Annotated in this window: 17 protein-coding genes and 1 pseudogene; 5 read left to right on the top strand and 13 right to left on the bottom strand. The window is 70.0% G+C overall.

The window, feature by feature from the left end:
* Positions 1–430: LysR family transcriptional regulator (locus ABT186_RS10800; RefSeq protein ID WP_351924545.1), on the bottom strand; the 430-nt coding region annotated here is incomplete at its 3' end.
* A gap of 146 nt (positions 431–576) precedes the next feature.
* Here ABT186_RS10800 and ABT186_RS10805 point away from each other — a divergent pair.
* Complete coding sequence (locus ABT186_RS10805; RefSeq protein ID WP_351924547.1) at positions 577–1,296, top strand: SDR family oxidoreductase; 720 nt, start codon at positions 577–579, stop codon at positions 1,294–1,296.
* Between the two features lie 6 nt (positions 1,297–1,302).
* Here the strand turns inward: ABT186_RS10805 and ABT186_RS10810 are convergent, their stop codons facing one another.
* Positions 1,303–1,830: an isochorismatase family protein gene (locus ABT186_RS10810; protein ID WP_351228076.1), complete on the bottom strand. Its 528-nt coding sequence runs from the start codon at positions 1,828–1,830 to the stop codon at positions 1,303–1,305.
* A 19-nt stretch (positions 1,831–1,849) separates the two neighbouring features.
* Positions 1,850–2,080: pseudogene (locus tag ABT186_RS10815) on the bottom strand (MarR family winged helix-turn-helix transcriptional regulator); the annotation flags it as partial.
* A 505-nt stretch (positions 2,081–2,585) separates the two neighbouring features.
* Here ABT186_RS10815 and ABT186_RS10820 point away from each other — a divergent pair.
* The gene (locus tag ABT186_RS10820; protein ID WP_351924549.1) at positions 2,586–3,818 is read left to right on the top strand and encodes a DUF5005 domain-containing protein; all 1,233 of its coding nucleotides are present in this window, start codon (positions 2,586–2,588) and stop codon (positions 3,816–3,818) included.
* Here ABT186_RS10820 and ABT186_RS10825 read toward each other — a convergent pair.
* Positions 3,757–4,797: a bile acid:sodium symporter family protein gene (locus ABT186_RS10825; protein WP_351924551.1), complete on the bottom strand. Its 1,041-nt coding sequence runs from the start codon at positions 4,795–4,797 to the stop codon at positions 3,757–3,759. The two genes, ABT186_RS10820 and ABT186_RS10825, sit on opposite strands and share 62 nt — an antisense overlap.
* 133 nt (positions 4,798–4,930) lie before the next feature.
* Between ABT186_RS10825 and ABT186_RS10830 the strand changes: the two genes are divergently transcribed.
* Positions 4,931–5,848, top strand: a complete 918-nt coding sequence (locus tag ABT186_RS10830; RefSeq protein WP_351924553.1) for a LysR substrate-binding domain-containing protein — start codon at positions 4,931–4,933, stop codon at positions 5,846–5,848.
* Here the strand turns inward: ABT186_RS10830 and ABT186_RS10835 are convergent.
* The gene (locus ABT186_RS10835; RefSeq protein ID WP_351924555.1) at positions 5,823–6,803 is read right to left on the bottom strand and encodes an Lrp/AsnC family transcriptional regulator; all 981 of its coding nucleotides are present in this window, start codon (positions 6,801–6,803) and stop codon (positions 5,823–5,825) included. The genes ABT186_RS10830 and ABT186_RS10835 overlap by 26 nt on opposite strands.
* A 112-nt stretch (positions 6,804–6,915) precedes the next feature.
* Here ABT186_RS10835 and ABT186_RS10840 point away from each other — a divergent pair, with 112 nt between their 5' ends.
* On the top strand, positions 6,916–8,403 hold the full coding sequence (locus tag ABT186_RS10840; RefSeq protein ID WP_351924557.1) for an MFS transporter: 1,488 nt from the start codon (positions 6,916–6,918) through the stop codon (positions 8,401–8,403).
* 282 nt (positions 8,404–8,685) lie between these two features.
* Entirely contained in the window at positions 8,686–10,512 is a 1,827-nt protein-coding gene (locus tag ABT186_RS10845; protein ID WP_351228088.1) for an AMP-dependent synthetase/ligase, read from the top strand.
* A 28-nt stretch (positions 10,513–10,540) separates the two neighbouring features.
* Here ABT186_RS10845 and ABT186_RS10850 read toward each other — a convergent pair whose 3' ends face one another.
* Genes ABT186_RS10850 through pqqA form a run of 8 tightly spaced genes read right to left on the bottom strand, consistent with a single transcriptional unit; the run spans position 10,541 to position 22,227 of the window.
* Positions 10,541–12,568, bottom strand: a complete 2,028-nt coding sequence (locus ABT186_RS10850; protein WP_351924559.1) for a PQQ-dependent sugar dehydrogenase — start codon at positions 12,566–12,568, stop codon at positions 10,541–10,543.
* 10 nt (positions 12,569–12,578) lie between these two features.
* Positions 12,579–17,957 (bottom strand): glycosyl hydrolase family 28 protein, encoded by a 5,379-nt coding sequence (locus tag ABT186_RS10855; protein WP_351924561.1) that lies wholly within the window; start codon positions 17,955–17,957, stop codon positions 12,579–12,581.
* 32 nt (positions 17,958–17,989) lie between these two features.
* Positions 17,990–18,775, bottom strand: a complete 786-nt coding sequence (locus tag ABT186_RS10860) for a Tat pathway signal sequence domain protein (protein ID WP_351228094.1) — start codon at positions 18,773–18,775, stop codon at positions 17,990–17,992.
* Positions 18,772–20,001: a glycoside hydrolase family 88/105 protein gene (locus ABT186_RS10865; protein WP_351228096.1), complete on the bottom strand. Its 1,230-nt coding sequence runs from the start codon at positions 19,999–20,001 to the stop codon at positions 18,772–18,774. The genes ABT186_RS10860 and ABT186_RS10865 overlap by 4 nt, the downstream gene beginning before the upstream one ends.
* A complete protein-coding gene (gene pqqE, locus ABT186_RS10870; protein WP_351924563.1) occupies positions 19,998–21,092 on the bottom strand; it encodes a pyrroloquinoline quinone biosynthesis protein PqqE in 1,095 nt (364 codons plus the stop codon). Before pqqE ends, ABT186_RS10865 begins: the two co-directional genes overlap by 4 nt.
* Entirely contained in the window at positions 21,089–21,343 is a 255-nt protein-coding gene (gene pqqD, locus ABT186_RS10875; protein WP_351228100.1) for a pyrroloquinoline quinone biosynthesis peptide chaperone PqqD, read from the bottom strand. Before pqqD ends, pqqE begins: the two co-directional genes overlap by 4 nt.
* A complete protein-coding gene (gene pqqC, locus ABT186_RS10880; RefSeq protein WP_351228102.1) occupies positions 21,340–22,068 on the bottom strand; it encodes a pyrroloquinoline-quinone synthase PqqC in 729 nt (242 codons plus the stop codon). The genes pqqD and pqqC overlap by 4 nt, the downstream gene beginning before the upstream one ends.
* Before the next feature lie 18 nt (positions 22,069–22,086).
* Positions 22,087–22,227: a pyrroloquinoline quinone precursor peptide PqqA gene (gene pqqA / locus ABT186_RS10885; RefSeq protein ID WP_351228104.1), complete on the bottom strand. Its 141-nt coding sequence runs from the start codon at positions 22,225–22,227 to the stop codon at positions 22,087–22,089.
* Between the last annotated feature and the right edge of the window lie 122 nt (positions 22,228–22,349).

Genomic DNA, 22,349 nt, shown 5'->3' on the forward strand with positions numbered 1-22,349 from the left:
CGTTGGCTCGGTCGCCCGCCCCGCCCTGCATCACCCCCCGCTGGCGGCCCCCCCCCCCCCGCGGGCGTCCCCCCACCACTTCGGGGGGGCGGGCGCCTACGCCCCGCGGGCCCGGGGCCACCCCCCCCCCCGCCCGGAACCCGACGACGAGGCGGCGCGGGCCGCGCGCGGCCCGGCGCACCCGGCGGCGGGTGGCGTCCGCGGCGGCGAGCAGGTTGCGCGCGTCGTCGAGGAGCTGGCGTCCCGCCGCGGTCAACGTCACTCCATGGCTGTCCCGTTCGAAGAGCGTGGCGTCCAGGTCCTTCTCCAGGGCCCGGATCTGACGGCTCAGCACGGGCTGCGCGATATGCAGGCTCTCGGCCGCGCGCCCGAAGTGCAGCTGTTCCGCGACCGCCGTGAAGTAGCGGACCTTCCGCAGGTCGAGGTCCATGGCCGGCCCTTCCTTCGTTCGGGTGGCGATGCCTTCAGGGTATCGCCGCCGCCAAAAGAGGTCTTGGACGCCGGGGCGGCGGGGACCGCAGGCTGGATCACGTCGCACCAACGTGAGAAGCGCACAAGCGCGAAAGGGGCACCGGCATGAGCCTGCAAGGACAGCGGATCGTCGTCATCGGCGGTACGTCGGGCATCGGACTCGCGGTCGCGGAGGCGGCCGCACGGGAGGGGGCGGAGGTGGTGGTCGCCTCACGCCGGCAGGAGAGCGTGGACGCCGCGTTGACGCGGCTGCCGCGAGGCGCCGAGGGCCATGTGCTCGACGCGACAGACGAGGACGCGGTGCGCGGCTTCTTCGGGAGGATCGGCGAGTTCGACCACCTGGTCTACACGGCGGGTGAATCGCTGCTGCTGGAGAGTCTCGCGGAGTCGGACCTGACACGGGCACGGCGCTTTCTGGACACCCGGCTGTGGGGTGCGTACACGGCCGTCAAGCACGGCGCGCCCTCGATCCGGAAGGGCGGTTCCGTGGTGCTGACCACCGGGACCGGGGGGCGCCGGCCGATGCGGGGCGCCACCGTCGCGGCGAGCCTGTGCGGCGCAATGGAGTCGCTCACCCGGGCGCTGGCCCTGGAGCTCGCCCCGCTCCGTGTCAATGTGGTCTCCCCCGGCGTGGTCCGCACCGAGCTGTGGCGGGACCTGCCGGAGGTCGAGCGGGACGGGCTGTTCGAGTCCTCCGCCGCCTCGCTCCCCGTCGGCCGGGTGGGCGAGTCGGCGGACGTCGCGGAGGCGTACCTGTATCTGATGCGCGGCGGCTACAGCACCGGATCGGTGGTGGTCGTGGACGGCGGCGGGACGCTGGTCTGACGCCGGTCAGCCGGTCGTGAAGTGCACGTCGGATGCGGCCACGACCGATCCCAGCCGCGGGAAGTCGAGCTTCACCGACGCCTCGTGCTCGGGGGCGGTGAAGGCGGCCATGGCGTCCTCGACGAAGACGAGGTTGTAGCCGAGGTCGGCGGCGGCGCGGGCGGTGGACTCGACGCCCAGGTTGGTGGCGATGCCGCCGAACACCAGGGTGATGATGCCTCGTTCGCGCAGGCGCTCGTCGAGGCCCGTGCCCTGGAAGCCGCCGATGGTCCGCTTCACGACCTCCAGATCGCCGTCCTTGAGGAGACCGGCCACCAGTCCGCTGCCGGGCGGCTGTTCGGCGATGCCAGGGCGTTCGACGCGGATGAGGACGACGGGCGCGCCGACCGAGCGGAATGCGTCCGCCAACCGCTCGGCCGCGACGAGGGCCTCGGTGCCCTTGCGGGGCTCCAGAGGCAGGGCCACGATGCGGTCCATCAGGTCGACGAGCACGAGGGCGGTGCGCGCTGGATCGAGCGCGAGAGGTCCGGTCATGACGGAACGTTAACCGTAGTCAGCCCTCCGTACCGGAAATCCGGATCAACAGGTTCATGAACCGGTCGCGCTCGGCCGCCGAGAGCGGGGCGAAGAGGGCGTCGTTCGCCTCGCGGGCCGCCTTCTCGCAGCGCTTCAGCAGCCGCCCGCCCTCCACCGTGAGCGACACCGCGTTCTTGCGGCGGTCCCTGGGGTCCGGCTCGCGCACGACGAGGCCCGCGTCCTGCAGGTCATTGAGGACGCCGACCGTGCCCTGCGTGCCCAGGTCAAGGCCAGTGGCGGCACCCCGGCGGCCCCGGACCCCGCCGAGGCGGTGGACGACCTGCCGGCCCGGGTGACGGTACCCGCCGGCGCGCCGGGCGCGAAGGGCGACAGGGGAGCGACGGGGGCGGAGGCAAGAACGGCGCCGCCGGGGAACGCGGGACGCCCGGCGAAACGGGCCCGTCGGGACCGCCGGGACCGCCGGGCACCGACGGCAGGGACGCAGGGATGGCATGGACGGGACCGGCGGGACCGGCGGGACCGCAGGGCGTCCAGGGTGTGGCGGGCGATCCCGGCGAGCGCGGCGATCCCGGCCCCGAGGGCCCCAAGGGCGACCCGGCACCGGCCTGTCCGGACGGCTGCACGCTCCAGGTGCCGGCGGCCGACCCGGACGCCCCGGTGTGCCGCAGGACGGGCTCGGCACCAAACCCGGCCCCGCCCCCCGCGGTGACTGCCCATGGACCGGGTGCGCCCCAGCCACTAACGTCCCGGGCGTGCCCGACGACGCACGAGCACGACGGCAGGCCGGGACCGGGCTGGGCCTGGTCCTGGCCCTGGTCTGCGCGGCTTTGCTGCTCACCGCCCTCCCCCACCACGAACGGGAGGGCGGCGGCACGTGCGGTGAGCGCACCGTCACGTCCTGGACGGGTGACACCGCCCTGAACACCGAGTTCACTCGGTACGGCGACGACCCCACCCGCACCGACGACTGGACCGGCGGCGACGGCACCCACTCCGTGCGGGTGCCGGACGGGCGCGTGCTGTGGCTGTTCTCGGACACGTATCTCGGCCAGGTGCACGGCCCGCCCAACCCGGCGGGCGAGTCGTACGCCTGGCGGGACCCCTCGGCGCCGCTGGTACGCAACTCCGCGGTGGTGATGTCCCGTTCGGGCCGCCTGGAGAGCACGCTGCCCGCGCCGCTGTTCCCGGACCCGGCGCCGAACCAGTGGCGCTGGCCGGTGGCTGCCCGGGTCGAGCCCCGCTCCCCCGGCTCGTCCGAGCAGGTCGTACGGGTCCTGCTGTGGACCCGTACGACCGGCGCGTACCCCTGGATCTACGGCGTCCCCACCGCGACGGAGGTCGCCACGCTCTCCCTGCCGGACCTGCGCGTCGAGGGCATCGTGCGGATCCTGGGTCAGGAGCAGGTCCCTGACGCCTCGCGGCGTGTGCTGTTCGGTACGACGGCGGTGACCGACGGCGACTGGACGTACGTCTTCGGCGGCGACGACGCCCAGGCCGCCTCCCGTCCCGCCTCGCAGGCGTACGTGGCCCGGGTGCCGCTCGGACGGCTCGACCGGCCGTCGGCCTGGGAGTACTGGGACGGCTCGGCGTGGACGGCACGCGGAACGCCCGGGGCCGTGCTGGGCGACGGGCGCGGCACGGGTGTCGGCAGCGCGTTCACGGTCGTACGGGACTCGGGAACGTACGTCCTGTTCACCATGGCCGCCGGCACCCGGGGGCTGACCACGGTCACCTCCTACTGGGCGTGCGCACCCACAGGCCCTTGGCACGGTCCGACGAGGGGCTTCAGCCCGCCGCTGCCGCAGGGCCAGGTGGCCGCGTACAACCCGCAGGCGCACCCGGCGCTGAGCGGCGGCGGCCGGCTCGTGCTGAGCTACGACGTCAACTGGTTGGATGCGACGGGTGTCTCGGCGCAGGCGAACCTCAGCCGGAACGTGTCCCTGTACCGACCGCGGTTCGTGACACTGCGGCTGTCCCGGGGCTGACCTCCGAGAGCTCCGGGTCGTGGGAGCGGCGCTTGGCGATCACCGCGCAGACCATGAGCTGCATCTGGTGGAAGAGCATCAGCGGGAGCACCGCCAGCGAGGCGTGCGCACCGAACAGAACGGACGCCATGGGCAGTCCGGAGGCGAGGGACTTCTTCGACCCGGCGAACTGGATCGCGATCCGGTCCCCCCGGTCGAAGCCCAGCGCCCGGCCGCCGTACCAGGTCAGGGCGAGCATCACGGCGAGCAGCGCCGCCTCGACGACGAGGAGTCCGCCCAGCCTCAGCGGGCTCACCTGGTGCCAGATGCCCTGCACCATTCCCTCGCTGAACGCGGTGTAGACGACCAGCAGGATCGAACCGCGGTCGACGAGGCCGAGCACCTTCTTGTGCCGGGTGATGAAGCCTCCGATCCAGTGCCTGAGCACCTGTCCCGCAAGGAACGGGACCAGCAGCTGCTGCACGAGCTTGACGAGCGAGTCCGCGGAGAACCCGCCGCCGCTGTTGCCGAGCAGCGCCGCCGCGAGCAGCGGGGTGATCACGATTCCGGCGAGGGAGGAGAAGGAGCCGGCGCAGATCGCGGCGGGCACGTTGCCGCGCGCGATCGAGGTGAACGCGATCGAGGACTGGATGGTGGACGGGACGAGCGTGAGGAAGAGGAGCCCGGTGTAGAGGTTGTGCGTCAACAGCACCGGCACCAGGCCGCGGGCGGCCAGACCCAGCAGCGGGAAGACCACGAATGTGCAGGCCAGCACGGTGGCATGGAGCCGCCAGTGCCTGAGCCCCGCCAGGGCCTCCCGGGTGGACAGCCGCGCTCCGTACAGGAAGAACAGGAACGCGATCGCTGCCGTGGAGGCACCCGAGGCGACGTCCGCGGCCGTGCCCCGCGCCGGGAAGAGGGCCGCGAGCCCCACGGTCCCCAGCAGCAGGAGGATGTAGGGCTCGATGGGCATCCAACGCGGCCATTGCAGGCGTTTCACTGTGCTCCACTACTTCGCTGTACGTCCGGTGCCAGACACGGTCGTGCCCTCTCCATCGTCCTCTCCGGCCGAGTGATCGGGAATCCGGCATACCGCTCTGACTGTCATCACATTTCGCGATAACCTGGCGTGCGTGTACGACCCGTCCCAGCTGCGTACGTTCCTGGCGGTTGCCCAGACGCTGAGCTTCACCCAGGCCGCCCGGCGGTTGGGGCTGCGCCAGTCCACGGTGAGCCAGCACGTACGGCGCCTGGAGGACGCGACCGGACGGCAGCTGTTCTCCCGGGACACCCACTCCGTGGAGCTGACGGAGGACGGCGAGGCGATGCTCGGCTTCGCACGGCGGATTCTGGCGGTGCACGAGCAGGCGACGGCGTTCTTCACCGGGACACGGCTGCGGGGCCGGCTGCGGTTCGGCGCCTCGGAGGACTTCGTGCTGACCCGGCTGCCGGAGATCCTGGAGGGCTTCCGGTACGACCATCCCGAGGTGGATCTGGAGCTCACGGTCGAACTGTCGGGGACGTTGCACGAACAGCTCGCGGCGGGCCGGCTCGACCTGGTGCTGGCCAAACGCCGCCCCCAGGACCCGCGCGGCGCACTGGTGTGGCACGACAAACTGGTGTGGATCGGTGCGGAGAGGCTGCGTCTGGACCCGGACCGGCCGGTTCCGCTGATCGTCTATCCACCGCCGGGCATCACCCGCGCCCGTGCCCTGGAGGCCCTGGAGAACCAGGGCCGCGCCTGGCGCATCGCATGCACGAGCGGCAGCCTCAACGGCCTGATCGCGGCGGCCCGTGCCGGTCTCGGTGTGATGGCCCACTCCCGCAGCCTGGTCCCGCCGGGCCTGGTGCGCATCCCGGAGCGGGCGGGCCTTCCGGAACTGGGCGAGATCGACTTCGTCCTGGTCCATGGAGACCGCCGGGGCCCGGCGCAGAACGCGGCCCAGGCACTGGCGTCGGCGATCCTGGCGGGCGGGGACCGACTGCACCGGCGTCAGGTGCCCGGCGCCGGTCCCGCTGCGCCCTTCAGCGCGGCGGGCGCTGGTATGTGAGCTGTTTGACCCGGCGCAGGAACGGTGTCGTCTCCACGTGCTGGACGCCCTCCAGATGGCCGAGGGGACCGCTCAGATAGGCGTAGAGATCCGCCGTGTTCCTGGCCAGGGCGGTGGCGACGATGTTCGAGGGGCCCGCCGCCGCGGAGACATGGGCGATCCGGTAGTGGGTGGCGAGGGCTTCGCCGACGGAGTGCAGGGCGGCGGGCGCGGCGGTGATCCACAGGACGGCGGCCACGGGGTGGCCGAGAAGCTCGGGGTTGAACTCCGTGTCGATGTACACGGCTCCGGAGGCGAGCAGCGTGGTCAGGCGGCGCTTGACGGCCGACTCGGAGCGGCCGGTTGCCCGCTGGAGTTCGGGATGGGTGGCGCGTCCGTCCCGTTCCAGCACGGTCAGCAGAGGCTCGTCCTCCGGGTCGATACGGGCGGGTCCCGCACCGGGCACCGGCTCGGGGCGGAGGGCGGCGATCTGGTCGTCCGTGAGCGCGCCGAGCTTCTCCACCCAGCCGTTCACCCCGCCGTAGAACCGGTGGAGCAGCTGGTGGGCGCGGATCTCCACCACGCTCGGGGTGCGCGGCAGCTTGCCGAGCAGCAGGTCGTCGTGGTCGCCGGGGCTGCGTGGCCGGGTCAGACAGAGGACCTCGGTGCCGCCGGAGACGAGCCCGACCCAGGACGTGTCGGGACGCTTGGCGAGCGCGTCCGCGATGATCAGTGCCGCGTCCGGGGCACAGCGCACCCGCAGCATCCACTGGTCCTGGCCCAGCCGGTAGGCGTCGCGCATCCCGACGACCCGCAGCCCGCCCTCGGCGCACAGCTTGCGGTAGCGGCGCGCGACGGTCTGGTCGGAGACACCCAGCACCGCCCCGATCCGGCTGAAGGAGGCCCGGCCGTCGGCCCCCAGCGCCGACAGCAACTGCAGATCGAGCTGATCGAAGGTGTGGGATTCCTTCTGCATCGCACCCTTCCTTGTCGGATTCCGGCGATCGGGCAGCGGTTTCCGCTGTGATCGGCCGTCGACTGCCCATCGTACGGAGGTATACGCATCCATCGCACAGGGGAGTTGAAGCATGCGTACATGGGGGCCGCTCACGGCGGTGTGCCTGGGCACGTTCATGTTGTTGCTGGACGTGACGATCGTGGTCGTCGCGCTGCCCGACATGGCACGAGCGCTGCACGCGTCGCTGAGCGATCTGCAGTGGGTGGTCGACGGATACGCGCTCGCGCTGGCCGCGCTGCTGCTGGGGATTGGTGCCGCCGCCGACATTCTCGGGCGGCGCCGGGTGCATGTCGTGGGCGTGGTGCTGTTCGCTGCCGCGTCACTTCTGTGCGGGCTCGCATCCGGGCCCGGGACGCTGGTGGCCGCCCGCGCGCTGCAAGGGGTGGGCGCGGCCGCGATGTTCGCGACGACGCTCCCGCTGCTCGGCTCCGTCTATCAGGGCCGTCAGCGGTCGGCGGCGCTCGGTGTGTGGGGCGCGGTGAGCGGCGGCGCGGCAGCGGTCGGGCCGGTGCTCGGCGGGGTGCTCACCGAGGGGCCCGGATGGCGGTGGATCTTCTTTGTGAACCTGCCGGTGAGCGTGCTCTCGGTGTGGTTGACGCTGCGCGCGGTGCCGGAGTCGCGGGGGCCGCGCGGAATGAGGATCGACTGGGCGGGCACGGTGATGTTCGCGGGGTTCGCGGGCGGTACGACGTACGCGGTGGTGCGTGCCGGGGAGGACGGCTGGACCTCGTCGGTGACGCTGGGCGCCTTCGCGCTCGCGGCGCTGGCGCTGGTGTGCTTCGTGCTGGTGGAGCGCCGGGCGGCGCATCCGCTGCTGGATCCGTCGCTGCTGCGCAAGCCCGCGTTCGTGGGTGTGATGGCGGGGGCGCTGGCCTTCAACGGGGTGGCGTTCGGTGTGACGCCCTACCTTTCGATCTGGATGCAGACGCTGCTGGGGATGAGCCCGGTGCGCGGCGGGCTCACACTCTTGCCGCTGACGGTCGCCGCCATGGTGGTCGCGGTCCTGGTCGGCCGGCTGCTGCACGGGGTGCCGGCCCGGCTGACCATCGGCGGCGGGCTGCTGCTGATCGGCTCGGGTTCCTTCTGCCAGGCCGTGCTGGACGCGGGCTCCGGCTGGACCGCCCTGGTGCCGGGGCTGGTCCTGGTGGGGGTCGGCACCGGGTTCGTCAGCCCCACCGTCGCCGGGGCGGCGCTGGCCTCGGTGCCGCCGGAGCGGGCGGGCATGGCGGGCGGCGCGGTGAATACGGTCCGGCAACTGGGGTATGCGCTCGGGGTCGCCGTCTTCGGCACCGTAGTGACGTCCCGGATGCGGGACACGCTGCCGCAGGACGCGGCCCACACCCTTGCGGGTGGCGGCGCCGGGGCGCTGCGCGGCTCGTTCTCCGAGCACGCGCTGCGCACGGCCTTCGCCTCGGGCCTCGACACGGCGCTGGTGGTCGCGGGGGTCGCGGGGATGCTCGCGGGGGCGGTGGTGCTGGTCCTGGTGCGGTCGCCGCGGCCCGCAGTGACACAACCGGCGCCCGGGGCGCTGAAGGAGACGGCTGCGCGACAGGGCTGAGCGGCGGGGACGGTGGCGCACTCACCTGGCCGCCGCCCCCGGTGTTACTCTCCAGTAGGGCGTGGGGCTCCGTAATCGCGTCGTACAGATTCCGTGGAGATTACGGGCCCCGAACCTACTCGGCCGTAAGGAATTCTGTCCGCCCCTTCCCCTTGTGCGGGCATTTCCTCCGGCTGACCTGTGTATTTTGCGACGGATCCCGGGCGTTCCGCCCCTCTCCCGCCCGGCCGTGCGGTGGGGTAGCTTTCACGGCGCTGTGCGGAGCGCCACTAGGAGCGGGGATTGCGCGAGTTCACCAACCCTCCGTTGGCGTCGGCGCCGCCGGTGGGCGGCCTGGCCGATGTCGTCTTCGAGTATGCCCAGGAAGATCCGCTCCGTGTCGCCCTCGGCCGCAAGGACGAGGAGGACCGGTGGCGTGATGTGACCGCCGCCGAGTTCCGCGACGAGGTCCTGGCACTCGCCAAGGGTCTGCTGGCGGAAGGGATCCGGTTCGGGGACCGGGTCGCCATCATGTGCCGTACACGATACGAGTGGACGCTCTTCGACTATGCGTTGTGGACGATCGGCGCCCAGGTGGTGCCCGTCTACCCCACCTCGTCGGCCGAGCAGGTCTTCTGGATGCTGCACGACGCACAGGTGTCGGCCGCGATGGTGGAGCACGAGGACCACGCGATGACGATCGCCACGGTCATCGACCGGCTGCCGCAGCTGCACCGGCTCTGGCAGCTCGACGTGGGCGCGGTCCAGTATCTGTACGACGCGGGCGCGCACATCGAGGACGATGTGGTGCACCGGCACCGGCAGGCCGTCACCCCGGACTCGATCGCGACGATCATCTACACCTCGGGCACCACCGGCCGTCCCAAGGGCTGTGTCCTCTCGCACGGCAACTTCATGTACGAGGCCGAGACGGTCATCGAGCGCTGGGAACCGGTCTTCCACTCCAAGAAGGGCGACGAGGCGGCCACCCTGCTCTTTCTGCCGCTGGCCCATGTCTTCGGGCGTATGGTGCAGGTCGCGGCCATCCGCGGCCGGGTCAAGTTCGGCCACCAGCCCCAGTTGAACGCGGCGGCGCTGCTGCCCGATCTGGCCGCGTTCAGGCCGACGTTCTTCCTTGCTGTGCCATACATCTTCGAGAAGGTGTTCAATGCCGCGCGCCGCAAGGCCGAGAAGGAGGGCCGTTCCGGTCCCTTCGAGAAGGCGGTGGAGGTCGCCGTCAAGTACGCGGACGCGATCGAGGCGAAGGCGTGGGGCATCGGCCCCGGCCCGTCCGCGAGCCTGCGCATGCAGCACCAGTTCTTCGACAAGGTCGTGTATGCCAAGATCCGCGCGGCCATGGGCGGCCGGGTGCGGCACGCGATGTCCGGCGGCTCGGCGATGGACCGGCGGCTCGGACTGTTCTTCGCGGGCGCCGGCGTACAGATCTACGAGGGGTACGGGCTGACGGAGTCCACGGCGGCCGCGACCGCGAACCCGCCCGAGCGCACGCGGTACGGCACGGTCGGCCAGGCGATCCCCGGCACGACGGTGCACATCGCGGACGACGGCGAGATCTGGCTGCACGGCAGGAACGTCTTCCAGGGCTACCTCAACAACCCCAAGGCCACCGACGAGGCCCTGCACGACGGCTGGCTCGCCACCGGCGACCTGGGCTCCCTCGACGAGGACGGCTACCTCACCATCACGGGCCGCAAGAAGGAGATCCTGGTGACCTCCGGCGGCAAGAGCGTCTCGCCGGGGCTGCTGGAGGAGCGGGTCCGGGACCATCCGCTGGTCGCGCAGTGCATTGTCGTCGGCAACGACCGCCCGTACGTGGCCGCGCTGGTCACCCTCGACTCCGAGGCCGTGGAGCACTGGCTGCAGATGCGCGGCAAGCCGCAGTTGGCCCCGGCCGAGCTGGTGCGCGACCCCGATCTGGAGACGGAGGTGCGCCGCGCGGTGGTCGCCGCGAACACCCTGGTCTCGCAGGCCGAGTCGATCCGCACCTTCCGCATCCTCGCCCACCAGTTCACCGAGGAGCACGGCCTGCTCACTCCGTCGCTGAAGCTGAAGCGCAAGGCGATCGAGAACGCGTACGCGAACGAAGTGGAGGCGCTGTACCGGGCGTGAGTCCGGCACAGCGCCCCCGCACGGGCGGCTAGTTGATCGTCACACGGAAGATCTTGTCGGATCCGTCCGCCGCACCTCCGTTGTTGTCACAGTTCGTCGTGGACAGCCACAGCTGGTCGGCCCCCGGCACCTTGGTGACCGTGCGCAGCCGGCCGTAAGTGCCGACGTAGTACGCGGTCGGCGTGCCCACGCTCTCGTTGTCGCCGTTGATCGGGATCCGCCACAGTCTCTCGCCTCGCAGCGAGGCCATGTAGACGACGTTGCGGACGATGGCGATTCCGCTCGGAGAGGCCTCGGAGACGTTCCAGGTGGCCTTGGGGTTGGTCATCCCGGCGACGTTGCAACTGCCCTCACAGGTCGGCCAGCCGTAGTTGGCGCCGGGCTTGATGAGGTTCAGCTCGTCCTTGGAACTGTTGCCGAACTCCGCCTCCCACAGGCGGCCGCTGCGGTCGAAGGCAAGGCCCTGCGGGTTGCGGTGCCCGTAGCTGTAGACGTAGTTGCCGAACGGGTTTCCGGGGGCCGGCTTGCCGTCCGTCGTCATGCGCAGGATCTTGCCGTTCAGCGAGTTCTTGTCCTGGGCGAGTTCGGGGGTCTGGGCCTCGCCGGTCGACACGTACAGATAACCGTCGGGGCCGAAGGCGAGCCGCCCCCCGTTGTGGTAGCGGTTCTTCTTGATGCCCTGGAGCAGAACCGTGTAGTTGCTCAGCGCGCTGCCGTTGTACGTCATGCGCACCACCCGGTTGCCCTCGGACGCGGTGTGCATGAAGTACACGTAGTGGTCGGTCTCCCACTTGGGGTCGACGGCAACGCCCAGCAGACCGCCCTCTCCGTTGGTCGTGACGGCATTGGGCACGGTGCCGACCTGGGTCTTCGTGCCGTCCTTCGTCACCTTCCAGACCCGGAAGTCGTCCCGTTCGGTGACCAGGGCCGACTGCCCGTCCGGCATCCAGTAGGTGCCCCACGGGATGGTCCAGCCGGTGGAGAGCGTGGTGATCGACGACGGCACCCCGCCGTCACCGGCGCACGCCTTGGTCGTGAAACTGACGGTGTTGCTCTGTTCGGACACATTGCCCGCCGCGTCCCGCGCCACCACGTTCAGCGTGTACGGGCTGTTGCAGGCGAGCCCGGTCAGTGTGGTCGACGTACCGGTGACGGACTTGTAGACGGTGGTGTCACTGCGGACGTCGTAGCCGGCGACCGCCCGGTCGTCGGTGGAGGCGCCCCAGCTCAGGTCCACGCTGTTCGCGGTGACGTTGGTGGCGCCGAGCGTGCCCGGCTCGGTGGGCGGGGTGGTGTCGGAGCTTGGCTTGGTCGTGCAGTCGACGACGGGGCCGGCCTGTGAGGTGTTGCCGGCCGCGTCGCGGGCGATGACGGTCAGGTTGTAGGTGGTGTTGGGGCTCAGCCCGGTGAGTGCCTTGGAGGTGGCGCTGCCCGCGGCCTCGCTCAGCTTGTTGCCGTGCTCGTAGATGTCGTACGCCGCCACGCCGACGTTGTCCGTCGAGGCGCCCCAGGACAGGGTCAGCCCGTCCTCGGTGACCGCCGAGCAGCTCGGCTGTCCCGGGCGGGTCGGGGCCTGGGTGTCGGCGGCGGTGCCCACGCTGATCCGGTCGAGGTTGGGTCCGCCGTTGGCCGTGGTGGCGGTCGCACGGATCTTGTTGGTGCCCGCGGACAGTGGCACGTTCACGGTCCTGGTCGCCCAGGTGTTCCAGTCCGCCGTCGCCGGGAAGGAGACGCCGGACGCCACGACCGTTCCGCCCACGGAGATGTCCATGGGCCGGTCGGTGGAGGTCCCGTTGGCGTACCGGAGGGCGACCGACGATGTGCCCGCCGAGGCCGCGCTCACGGTGAACTCGATATAGGAACCCTTGACGTTGGTGTAGTCGACGAAGCCGGTGCCCGTGTAGCCGGTGTGGTTGGTGGCCACCGTGCCCTGGGAGATGGTGGCGTCCTCGGCCTGGTAGTCGGTCGCCGCGTAGGCGCTGGTGTGACCCAGTCCCACGAGTGGCAGCGCGAGGGCCAGGGAGAGGCACCACGGCAGAGCTCTTTTCGGTTTCATGGTCGTCCCCTCAGCCCGTGTACCGGGCGAAGACCTTGAGGTAGTCGTACGGCTGCTGCGTCACGCCGCTGCAGGCGTCACCGTCGGAGCCGGATGCGCAGGCCCGGTCGCGGTTGACGGACCAGTAGGTCAGGCGCGCGATGTGGTGCTGCTGGGCGTAGGCGAGCATGGTCTTGAAGTCCGCCACGCGGACCCGTTCACCCGAGTCGTCGGTCCTGCCGTTCATCGACGACAGCCCGATATGGGCGTAGGCCGCCGAATCGCTGTATCCGTAGGCGGACTTGACCCGTGCCTTCAGCCCCTCCATGGCCTGCGTGGTGAGCGCGCCCATGTTCGTCGTGCCGCCGCCGAAGTCGAACGGCATGATGCACCAGACGTCGTTCGCCAGGCCGGAGGCGGCGCCGCGCTTGATCATGTCGACTCCGGTGGAGTCGGGGCCGTCGGTCGTCGTGCCGAAGGTGATGACGGTCTTCAGGCCCGCGTTGTCAGCCTTGACGATCTTCAACGCGTCGATCACCCGTTGCCGGACGGTCGCGTTCGACCACTCGGTGTTCTCGATGTCGATGTCGAGGGCCTTGAGTCCGTACGCGCTGATCACCTTCTGGTACGCCGCTGCCAGCGCCGGAGCGCTGGAGCACTTCTCCCCGAGCTTGGCGCCGCTCCAGCCGCCCACGGAGACCATCACATCACCGCCGGCCGCCCGGATCGCATTGATCTTGGCCTGGTCGTTGCCGCCGGTCAGCGGGCGCGTGCCGTCCCACTTCGGGTTGCAGGAGCCGTCGGAGAGGATGAAGGCGAGCGTGAACCACTTGACGCCGGTCGCCGACATCACCGACGTGGGGTTCTGCGGGTTGCCCCAGCCGAGGTACTCGTACGGGGCCACGGCCATCCCCGGGGAGGCGGCGGCCGCCTTCAGCGAGCTCATCGGCTTCACCCGGATCAGCCATGTCTCTCCCGGCCGCAGCCTCGCACTGTACGAGCCCGCGATCACGCCCTTGTGGGAGCCGGACCACAGGTCGGTGACGTCACCCGAGCCGGAGAAGCCGACCTGCGACCAGTCGACGCCGACCGTGGCGGTGCCGGACGTGCCGGTGTTGAAGAGCGCGACGACGTACTGACCGTCGCTCTCCTTCTTGCTCCAGACCTGCTTGACGCCACTGTTCACGATCCGCTTGGCGGCGGCGCCGTCCTGGTCGACGCCGATGAGCCGGTCGTTGGTCAGCATCGCCTTGTCGACGGGGTCGAGGCTGGTGAGGTCCGTGCCGAGGAGCAGGGGCGCCGCCGCCATCGCCCACAGGGTGAAGTGCGAGCGCCGCTGGTCGGCGGTCAGGCCGGCCCGGTCGCCGTTGCCGATCTCCAGCGAGTCCAGGTCGTTCCATCCGCCCGGACCGGCGTACGGCTGCCAGGAGGCCGCCGAGTTGAAGCGGGCGGAGACATGCGACCAGTCGGTGAGCGGATAGCCGCTGCCATTGGCGCCCGGTCCGCAGTAGCACTCGACGTCGCCCTGGGTGCGCCAGCTGTTCGCCAACTGCCGCCAGGTGGAGGCGTTCGCGATGGGCAGGTTGTTGGAGAGCGCGAAGGTGACGGGCCGACCACTGGCGCTCAGCGCCTTGTTCCAGGCCTGCACATCGGGGATGTCCGTGCTGCCCACGCCGTCGATCTTCAGGTAGTCGACGCCCCAGGAAGCGAACTGCTTCGCCCAGGAGTCGACGAACTCCTGCGCGCCCGGTTTGCCGTAGTCGATGGCGTACATGTTCTTGCAGTTGTAGTTCTTCTCGGTCTTCGAGGTGTCCGCGATGTCCTTGGCGTGGTACGAGGTCCCCTCGACGGGGGTGTTCCTGGTGACCGCGTTCTTGGCGATCCCCGGGGTGACGTAGAAGCCGAACTTCAGTCCCCTGGCGTGGATGTAGTCGGCCAGCGCCTTGATGCCGGACGGGAACTTGGCGGTGTCGACGGCCCAGCGGCCGTATGAGTCGACGACGAATCCGCCCGAGTCGCACTTCTGCCAGAAGTCGTCGAGGTTGACGTACACGAACCCGTGGTCCTTGAGCCCACTCGCCACCAGCGCGTCCGCCTGTGCCTTGATCTTCGCCTCGGTGGGCCATCTGCGCACAAAGCTCCAGCTGCTCCAGCCCATGGCGGGGCGGAGCGATTGGCCGTTGTCCGAGTACGTCGTCACGGCCGCTGCCGGGGTTGCGTACGACGTGCCGATCCAGGCCTCGTCGATGCGCAGCCGCTTGTATCGGGTGGTGTCGGTCGACGCGGCCCAGGTGGTGTCGACCTCCAGGCGTACATATCGGGCGTCGGCGGCGATGAGGTCGATGCCCTGGACGCCGCGGCGGCTCGGCAACTGGCCGGTCTTCACGGCGCTCCCCCAGGTCGACCCGTCGTTGCTCAGGAACACCTTGTAGTCCTTGATACGGGCGGACTGCTCGGTGTCGGAGCGGGCGTAGGCGACGGAGTCCTCGCGCTGGTTGAGCCCGATGTACTGCACCTTCTTCGCCGACCCGAGGTCGAAGGTGAGGCTGACCGGCAGGGTCTTGTTGTTGTCCCAGTAGGTGAGGTAGCTGCCGTCCCCTGCGGACGGGGCCGCGTGACCGCTCGCCGAGGCGCTCGCGCTCACGGTGACGCCGGAGAGGATCCCCTGCCGTCCGGCCGTGGTGACCTTGAAGACGGTGTCGTACGGGTCCCAGCCGCCGAGGCCGTTCAGGGTGAGCACCCCGCCGGACTGCGACCACGAAACCGCCGCGCCCGAACGGAGGTTGGTGACGGACGCGATCCGGTAGCCGTTGTCGCGGATGCGCAGGGTGGTCGTGGACGGCGGCGTCAGGACGTGGACGTACTGGAGGTCGGGGTCCGTCCTGCTGATCGTCGTCACCCCGTGCGCACCGTCGTTCCAGAAGCCGGGCTTGAGGCCGCCGTACATGTAGCCGCCGCCCTCGGTGCCGTGCAGGGACTCCCAGATCGGGTCGAGATAGGAGTCGGCGAAGGTGTTGAAGGCGGCCTGGTTGGCCGGGAACTTCCCGTTGACCTGGGCGGTCTCGGCCATCAGAGCCTTTACGGACGAGCCCGCGTTGGTGATGAGCCGGCCGAGGGTGAGCGCCTTGTCGACGGAGGGGTTGGAACCGTCGTACCACCAGGCGCCGCTCGTCGGGAGCTTGAAGTCCGCTTCCGTCAGCCGGGGTTGGGCCGTGTAGACGGCCTGCGGGTAGTCGTACGCGGGTGTCATTCCGGCCTTCTGCTCATTGCTGATCATGTCCATGATCGGCGTGTCTTCGTTGTTGTTGCTGAGCGTGTAGTTCGGGCGCTTCTGGTAGATCTGCGCATAGAGGTTGTGGCTCTCCCAGTACGCGTTGTCGTTGTCGATCCAGAAGCCGCCGAGGTCCGGATAGCGGTCCATGACCTCGAAGAAGTTGTCGTAGCTGAACCGGCCGAAGCCGTCGCGGGTGGACAGGTCGACGGTCTTGCCCTCGTACGCGGAGTACGCGGCCGAGTCGAGCCACTCATGGCCGCCCTCGTTGTGCCACTGGGGGTCGTCGGTCATATAGAGGATGACCTTCATGCCCTTGGCCTTGGCGGCGCTGATCAGCTCGCCGAGGAAGTCCCGCTTGGTGGAGCAGCTGCCCGGGATCTTCGAGGGCCAGGGGCGGGCGTAGCCGAGACGGCTGTGAAAGGTGGCGAGGACCAGGTACTGGGTGTGCAGCTTCCGGGCCTCGTTCACCCAGTAGCCGGGGCTCCAGCCGCCGCTGGTGACGTCGTTCTCCCAGGCGGTGCAGCTGGTGTGGGCGGGAGCGGTGCGCAGTCCCCAGTGCAGGAACAGCCCGCCGACGGAGCCGCGCAGGAAGTCCTGGCGGGGGTTCTCGAGATCCAGTGGCCTCACCGGCGCCGTACCGCAGTTCTCCGTGGACCCGGTGCCGGCCACCCGCAGCGCACCGCCGGAGCTGTTGTGGCTGTCCGCCAGGCAGTAGCCGGTGACGTCCTGGAACCCGATGTCGTGCGGGGCGTTGCTGCCGCGCTGGGCCGTGAAACGGGTGAGCCGGATACCGCTCGCCGCGTTCGCGATCATGGCCGGACGGCCGTCGTCGGCGGTGAACTTCACCGAGCTGTCCGTGAACGTGACGTTGTCCGCGTTGTGCAGGTACCAGCCGTACGCCGGCCGGGTGCCGATGCTGTTCGGGTTGTAGTCGGTGGCCTTGTTACCGGGAACGCCGGTGGACATCGTGCCGTTGCCCCCGGGCACGGTGATGTTGACGTCGGTGAAGCTGACGCCGCTGATGCGGTGGCCGCTCTCGCCCCACAGGGTCGGGCTGAAGGAGGGGCTGTTGCCGGTGGCCGTGATGTTGTCGTAGGTGACGTCGCTGATCGCCCCGACGCCCGGACTGTTGCCGCATCGCCTGCGGGTGCCGATCTTCTCCATGATCGGCGAGTGGACGTCCCTCATGGTGATGTCGCGGTAGTGGACGTCGGAGATCTTCGAGCCGTCCATGGAAACCATGCCGAGTCCGGACTTGTTCGCGCCCTCGATACGGATCTTCTCGAACTGGTAGTCGGAGAAGTCACCGCAGGTCTCGGAGCCGAACATCAGGGCGTTGCAGCAGACCGCCGAGAGGGTCGAGTCGCTCACCCGCACATGGCCGTTGGGGAGCTTGGCGCCGAGCGCGTAATCGCTCTTGAAGACGAGCGCGTCGTCATTGGCCCTGATGTTCGCGTTGGTGATCGTGACGTTGGTCGTGCTGATGACGTTCCAGCCGTCGCGGTCGCTCGCGGTGTCGATGGTGAGGTGGTCGGAGGTGACGTTCCTGCAGCCGTTGACGATCGCGGCGAAGTGGCCGCCGCGGCGCAGCGTGAGGCCGTCGCCGATGCGCAGTCCGTCGCAGCGCGTCAGCGAAATGATCTTGTCGGCCTCGCCGGACTTGGGATTGCCGGTGATCAGGTTGCCCATGCCGTCTATGACACCGCCGCCGACGAAGCCGATGTTCGTCAGCCGGTCGCCGTAGATCATCGCGTTGTGGAAGTGGCTGTGCCCGTAGTCCTGGTAGGCGTCGTACGGGTTGCTCTCGGGCGGGTCGTAGGTGTCCGCACCGGAGCCCTGGATCGTGGCGCCCGTGTCGACCTGGAGCGTCACGTTGCTCTTCATGTGGATGGTGTTCTTGGACTTGTACTTGCCGGCCGGGAAGCGGACGGTCCCGCCGCCCGCCGTGTTCGCCGCCGTGATGGCCTTGTTGATGGCGGGGGTGTCGTTGGCGGAGCCGTCACCCTTGGCCCCGTAGTCACGTATGTCGTAGACGGTGACGCGGGGCGTGGGCCGCGAGGCCGCGAGAGCCGAGGGATGGGACAGTCCGAGGACGACGGCGAGCACGGCGATCACGATCGCCGCAGCCCGTCTCACGGGAACGGTGGGGGGTCGCATATGACGGTTCCTCACACGAGCTGGTAGCCGCGCAGATTGGTGAGCAGGAGATAGGTGTCCTGCAGGGATCCGGAGGTGTCGCCCAGGGAGCGGTAGATGCCCCACTTGGGCCGCACACGGTCGGCGAGGAAGGTGTCGACACCCGTCCTCGACTTGTCGATGACCGTCGTCGAGCCGCTCTTGAGGGTCCACCGGACCGAGCCCGCCGTGCCGTTGCCGACCTTGATCTGGAAGTCGACGTCGGTCCAGTTGTTGTGCAGCGGCTCGAGGTCCGTGCGGCCGACCAGGATGTCGTCGATCGCCAGCCTCAGCTCGATGGTCTGTACGCGGTTCACGCGCCGCAGCGACTGCACGACGATCGGCGAGGTGCCGTTGCCCGGCTGCTTCAGCTGCATGATGTGCGTGAAGGTCGTGGTCGCCTTGAGCGAGCCGGGGATGTACATGGAGTAGGTGACCCGCCAGGTTTGGCCCTCGGTCCACTTGAGGTAGCTGCTGCTGCCCGTGCGCAGCCCGGTGACCTCCTGACGCTGCCGGTCGGTCGATGTGTCGCGGTCGACCATGTGCATGTTGAAGCGCCAGTTGTTGCCGGTGGCGAAGATGTGCGGGTGTCCCGCCGGGTGCGAGTTCGCGCGGTCGTCCTCGACGGTCTCGAAGGCGCCGAGGCCGTCGCCGCTCGCCGACGGGGACCACTTCTGCTGCCAGGATGCGGCCCGTGCGGCAGTCGCCGGAAGGCCGACGGCCGCGGCGGCCGAGCCGCCGAGAGCCGCGCCGAGCAGGGTTCTTCTGGTGGGGCTCATGACTGTTCACCTCGTCTCGAAGGGGAGTGACGTCCGGATACGTGGACCGTGCGGAGCTGCTCGTTCATGATCAAAAAGGCGCCCAGGCCGTGGAAGTCGTTGGTGGCCCGGGTGCGAGCGACGTAGTACGCGTAGTCCCCGACGTTGGTGCCTACGGAGATGTCGGCGAGGTTGGTGCGCCCGTCGGGGCCGACGGAGAGTTTCGCGAGGACGCCCTCGTAGCCGCGCTGCGCGACCTGTGCGTAGTGCGGGTCGAGACAGCCCTGCTGGACGCCTCGCGAGAGGGCGTAGGTGAACATGCTGGAGCAGGAGGTCTCGGTCCAGTTGTCGGCGCGGTCGCCCTTGTCGATCACCTGGAACCAGCGGCCGGTCGCCGGGTCCTGGTACTTCTCGAGGCCGGCCGCCAGCTTCCGGAAGATGGACAGGAGCTGGGGCCTGCGCGGATGGTTGGCAGGGATGGCGTCCAGCACGTCGGTGACGGCCATCGCGTACCAGCCGACCGCCCGGCACCAGTGCTCGGGCGCGAGGCCGGTCCCCCGATCCGCCCAGCTCGCCGTCCTCGACTCGTCGTAGGCGTGCCTCAGCAGACCGTTCGCGACCTGCAGATGGCTGCCGTACACGGACAACTGCTCTGCCGCCTCGTCGTTCGTGTACGTCGCGTCCCCGAATTCCTTGCCGTATTCGACGAGGAACGGGTTCACCATGTAGACGCCGTCCGACCAGAGTTGGTGTGCGCGGCTGCTCGTGTCGGCGTGCCAGAAGCCGCCGTCGGAGGTCCTGGGGTAGGTGTTCAGCCGGTCGCGGATCTTCCGGGCCGCCTTGCGGTAGCGGTCCTGGCCGGTCTCGTGGTGCAGGATGACCAGCAGCCGGCCGGCCTGCATGCTGTCGAGGCTGTTGAAGCTCTGGTCGATCGAGCCGTCGCGCTTCACGAAGCGGTCGACATAGCTCTTGATGTACGAGAGCAAGCGGGCGTCGTGCGTGCGCCGGTAGGTGAGGTACTGACCGTAGAGGTAGAGGCCGACCGGGTAGGACCAGCCGCCGATCGTGCTCGGCGTGTAGCGGGCCATGGTCGAGTCGACGACGGCGACCGACCAGTCGGGGGCGGCGGCAGGTCTGGTTGCGGGCGTCGGTACGGCAGCGGCGGCCGGCACGGTCGCGGCCGCCCCGGTCAGCGTGGCCGTGGCGAGCGCGCCCGCCGTCAGCGCGGCCCGCAGGGGTCGTCTCATGTTCCTTCCTCTCGGTAGGCGCGGTAGGCGTAGGCGAGCGCGCCGCGCGGCTCGGCGGCCCGGTCGACGAGGTCGCGTACGAGGTGGTGGTCGGGGGCATGGCGGCAGGCCGGGTCGGTGCGGGCCGCATCGCCGGTGAGGGCGTACGCCTGGCAGCGGCAGCCGCCGTGGTCGACGGTCCGCAGGGCGCAGGTGCGGCACGGGTCGCGCATCCAGGTCTCGCCCCGGTAGGCGTTGAAGGTCTTGGACGTCCGCCAGATCCGGGCCAGGGGCTGCTGCCGGACGTTGGGTGCGTCGAGGCCCGGGAGCGAGGCGGCGGCCGGGCAGGGCAGGACCGTGCCGTCGGGGGCGACCGTGAGCGAGACCGCGCCCCAGCCGCCCATGCACGGTTTCGCCGTGCCGTCGAGGTGGTCGGGGGCGACCCAGACCAACTCGACTTTCCCGGCGAGCTGTTCGCGTCGGTGGGCCAGTGTGCGGCGGGCGCGCTCGACCTGCTCGCGGGTGGGCAGCAGGGCGCCGCGGTTGCGCAGCGCCCAGCCGTAGAACTGGGTGTTGGCGAGCTCGACACGGTCCGCACCCCAGTCACGGCCGAGGTCGATCAGCTCGTCCAGGGCGTCGATGTTGGCGCGGTGCAGCACGATGTTCAGGCCGAACGGCAGCCCGGCCGTGCGGATCAGCCGGGCGGCGCGCTCCTTGGCCGTGAACGAGCGGGCGCCCGCGATGTGGTCGGAGGCGGTCGGGACGGCGTGCTGGACGGAGAGCTGGACACTGCGCAGCCCGGCGGCGGCCAGTTCGTTCAGACGCCGGTCGTGGAGTCCGACACCGCTGGTGACGAGCTGGGTGTAGAGGCCCGTCCCGGCGGCGGCCTCGACGATCGAGGCGAGATCGCGTCGCAGCAGCGGCTCGCCGCCCGACAGATGGGTCTGGACGACGCCCAGGTCAGCGGCCTGGCGGAAGACGTCGGCCCATTGCCCGGCGGTGAGTTCTGCTGACCGACTGATCAGTTCGACGGGGTTGGAGCAGTACGCGCAGTGGAGCGGACAGCCGTGGGTGAGTTCGGCCAGCAGTGCCCAGGGCGGGGGGACGGTCATAGGAGCCAGCCCTTCTTTCGCAACGCCGAGAGGAATTGCGGTACTTCGTCGGCGACCGGCGCGCCCGGGTACCGTTCGCCGAGCGCGGAGACGATCTCGTCGATCTCGCGGCTGCCGTCGCACAGCCGCAGGACGGCGCCGGCACTGCCGCGCAGTACGACGACGCGTTCGGGCACGAGCAGCAGATCGCCGCCCCGGACGCGGTCGTGACGGAGCATCACCGAGTGGTGGAGTGCGGGGCGCCAGGTCATGGCGTGCCCGGTGGGGGGCGGTCCACCGCGTCGAGGAGCGCCCACAGCACGTCGCACTTGAATGCGAGCGCGCCGAGCGCCCGCTCCTGCTCCGCACGGGTGCGGGCCCAGGTCAGCACGAGGGCGAGGGCCTCCTCGCCGTCGCGGCCGCCCTGCCCGACACGGGTGCGGAAGTAGGCGAGCCCGTCCGCATCGATCCACGGGTAGTGGCGTTCGAAGGCGGCGATGCGGGTGCGCATCAGATCCGGTGCCGACAGCTCGGTCAGCGATGCGGCGACCGCGTCGAGCGCCGGACGCAGCCGGCAGAAGTTGACATAGCCCTCGACCGCGAGCCGCACCCCGGGCAGCACCCGGGAGGCGTCCCACAGGTCGGCGCGGTCCAGGCCCGTTGCCTCGCCGAGCCGCAGCCAGCGTTCGATGCCTCCCTCTCCGCCGGCGGTGCCGTCGTGGTCGCGGATGCGGCGCAGCCAGGCCCGGCGCAGCGAGGGATCGTCGAACTTGGCGAGGATCAGGGCGTCCTTGACGGGGATGTGCCGCTGGTAGTGGAACCGGTTGGCGACCCAGCGGCGCAGCTCCCCGGGCGTCAACCGGCCTTGATGCATACGGATGTTGAAGGGGTGCCGGTGGTGGTAGCGCTCCTCCGCGAGGGTGCGCAGCCGCTCGGTGAACTCGGCGGTTCCCCAGGGGGCTGCGACACTGTCGTCGCGTACGGGTGTGGCGGTCATCGTGCGACCAGCGGTCGGCTAACGGTCGCCGAGTGCGTAGGCGGTGACCTCCAGAGCGGTCTCGACGACCACATATGCGGGGGCCTCCCAGACACTTTCCTCCGATGTTTCCCGAATACTCGGTTCCGGGTGGTGTGTCTCTCGCACCGTCTCGTTCATGTGTGCGTACCTGCTTTCCTGATGGGTGGGGGGTGAAAGGGCTCCATAGAGAGCCAGGCAGGTGGCATGTTCACATGCATGCACCGAGTTCATTGATGCGTTCGGCGCTGCGATACAGAGTT

The sequence above is a fragment of the Streptomyces sp. NPDC001634 genome (assembly GCF_040298185.1).
Lineage (GTDB): Bacteria > Actinomycetota > Actinomycetes > Streptomycetales > Streptomycetaceae > Streptomyces.

Excerpts from the sequence above, each read along its gene's own strand:
- pqqC (WP_351228102.1), bottom strand. The coding sequence starts at position 22,068 with ATGACCGCCACACCCGTACGCGACGACAGTGTCGCAGCCCCCTGGGGA.
- ABT186_RS10805 (WP_351924547.1), top strand. The coding sequence starts at position 577 with ATGAGCCTGCAAGGACAGCGGATCGTCGTCATCGGCGGTACGTCGGGC.
- ABT186_RS10850 (WP_351924559.1), bottom strand. The coding sequence starts at position 12,568 with ATGAAACCGAAAAGAGCTCTGCCGTGGTGCCTCTCCCTGGCCCTCGCG.
- ABT186_RS10840 (WP_351924557.1), top strand. The coding sequence starts at position 6,916 with ATGCGTACATGGGGGCCGCTCACGGCGGTGTGCCTGGGCACGTTCATG.
- pqqD (WP_351228100.1), bottom strand. The coding sequence starts at position 21,343 with ATGACCTGGCGCCCCGCACTCCACCACTCGGTGATGCTCCGTCACGAC.
- pqqE (WP_351924563.1), bottom strand. The coding sequence starts at position 21,092 with ATGACCGTCCCCCCGCCCTGGGCACTGCTGGCCGAACTCACCCACGGC.
- ABT186_RS10835 (WP_351924555.1), bottom strand. The coding sequence starts at position 6,803 with ATGCAGAAGGAATCCCACACCTTCGATCAGCTCGATCTGCAGTTGCTG.
- pqqA (WP_351228104.1), bottom strand. The coding sequence starts at position 22,227 with ATGAACGAGACGGTGCGAGAGACACACCACCCGGAACCGAGTATTCGG.
- ABT186_RS10810 (WP_351228076.1), bottom strand. The coding sequence starts at position 1,830 with ATGACCGGACCTCTCGCGCTCGATCCAGCGCGCACCGCCCTCGTGCTC.
- ABT186_RS10860 (WP_351228094.1), bottom strand. The coding sequence starts at position 18,775 with ATGAGCCCCACCAGAAGAACCCTGCTCGGCGCGGCTCTCGGCGGCTCG.
- ABT186_RS10865 (WP_351228096.1), bottom strand. The coding sequence starts at position 20,001 with ATGAGACGACCCCTGCGGGCCGCGCTGACGGCGGGCGCGCTCGCCACG.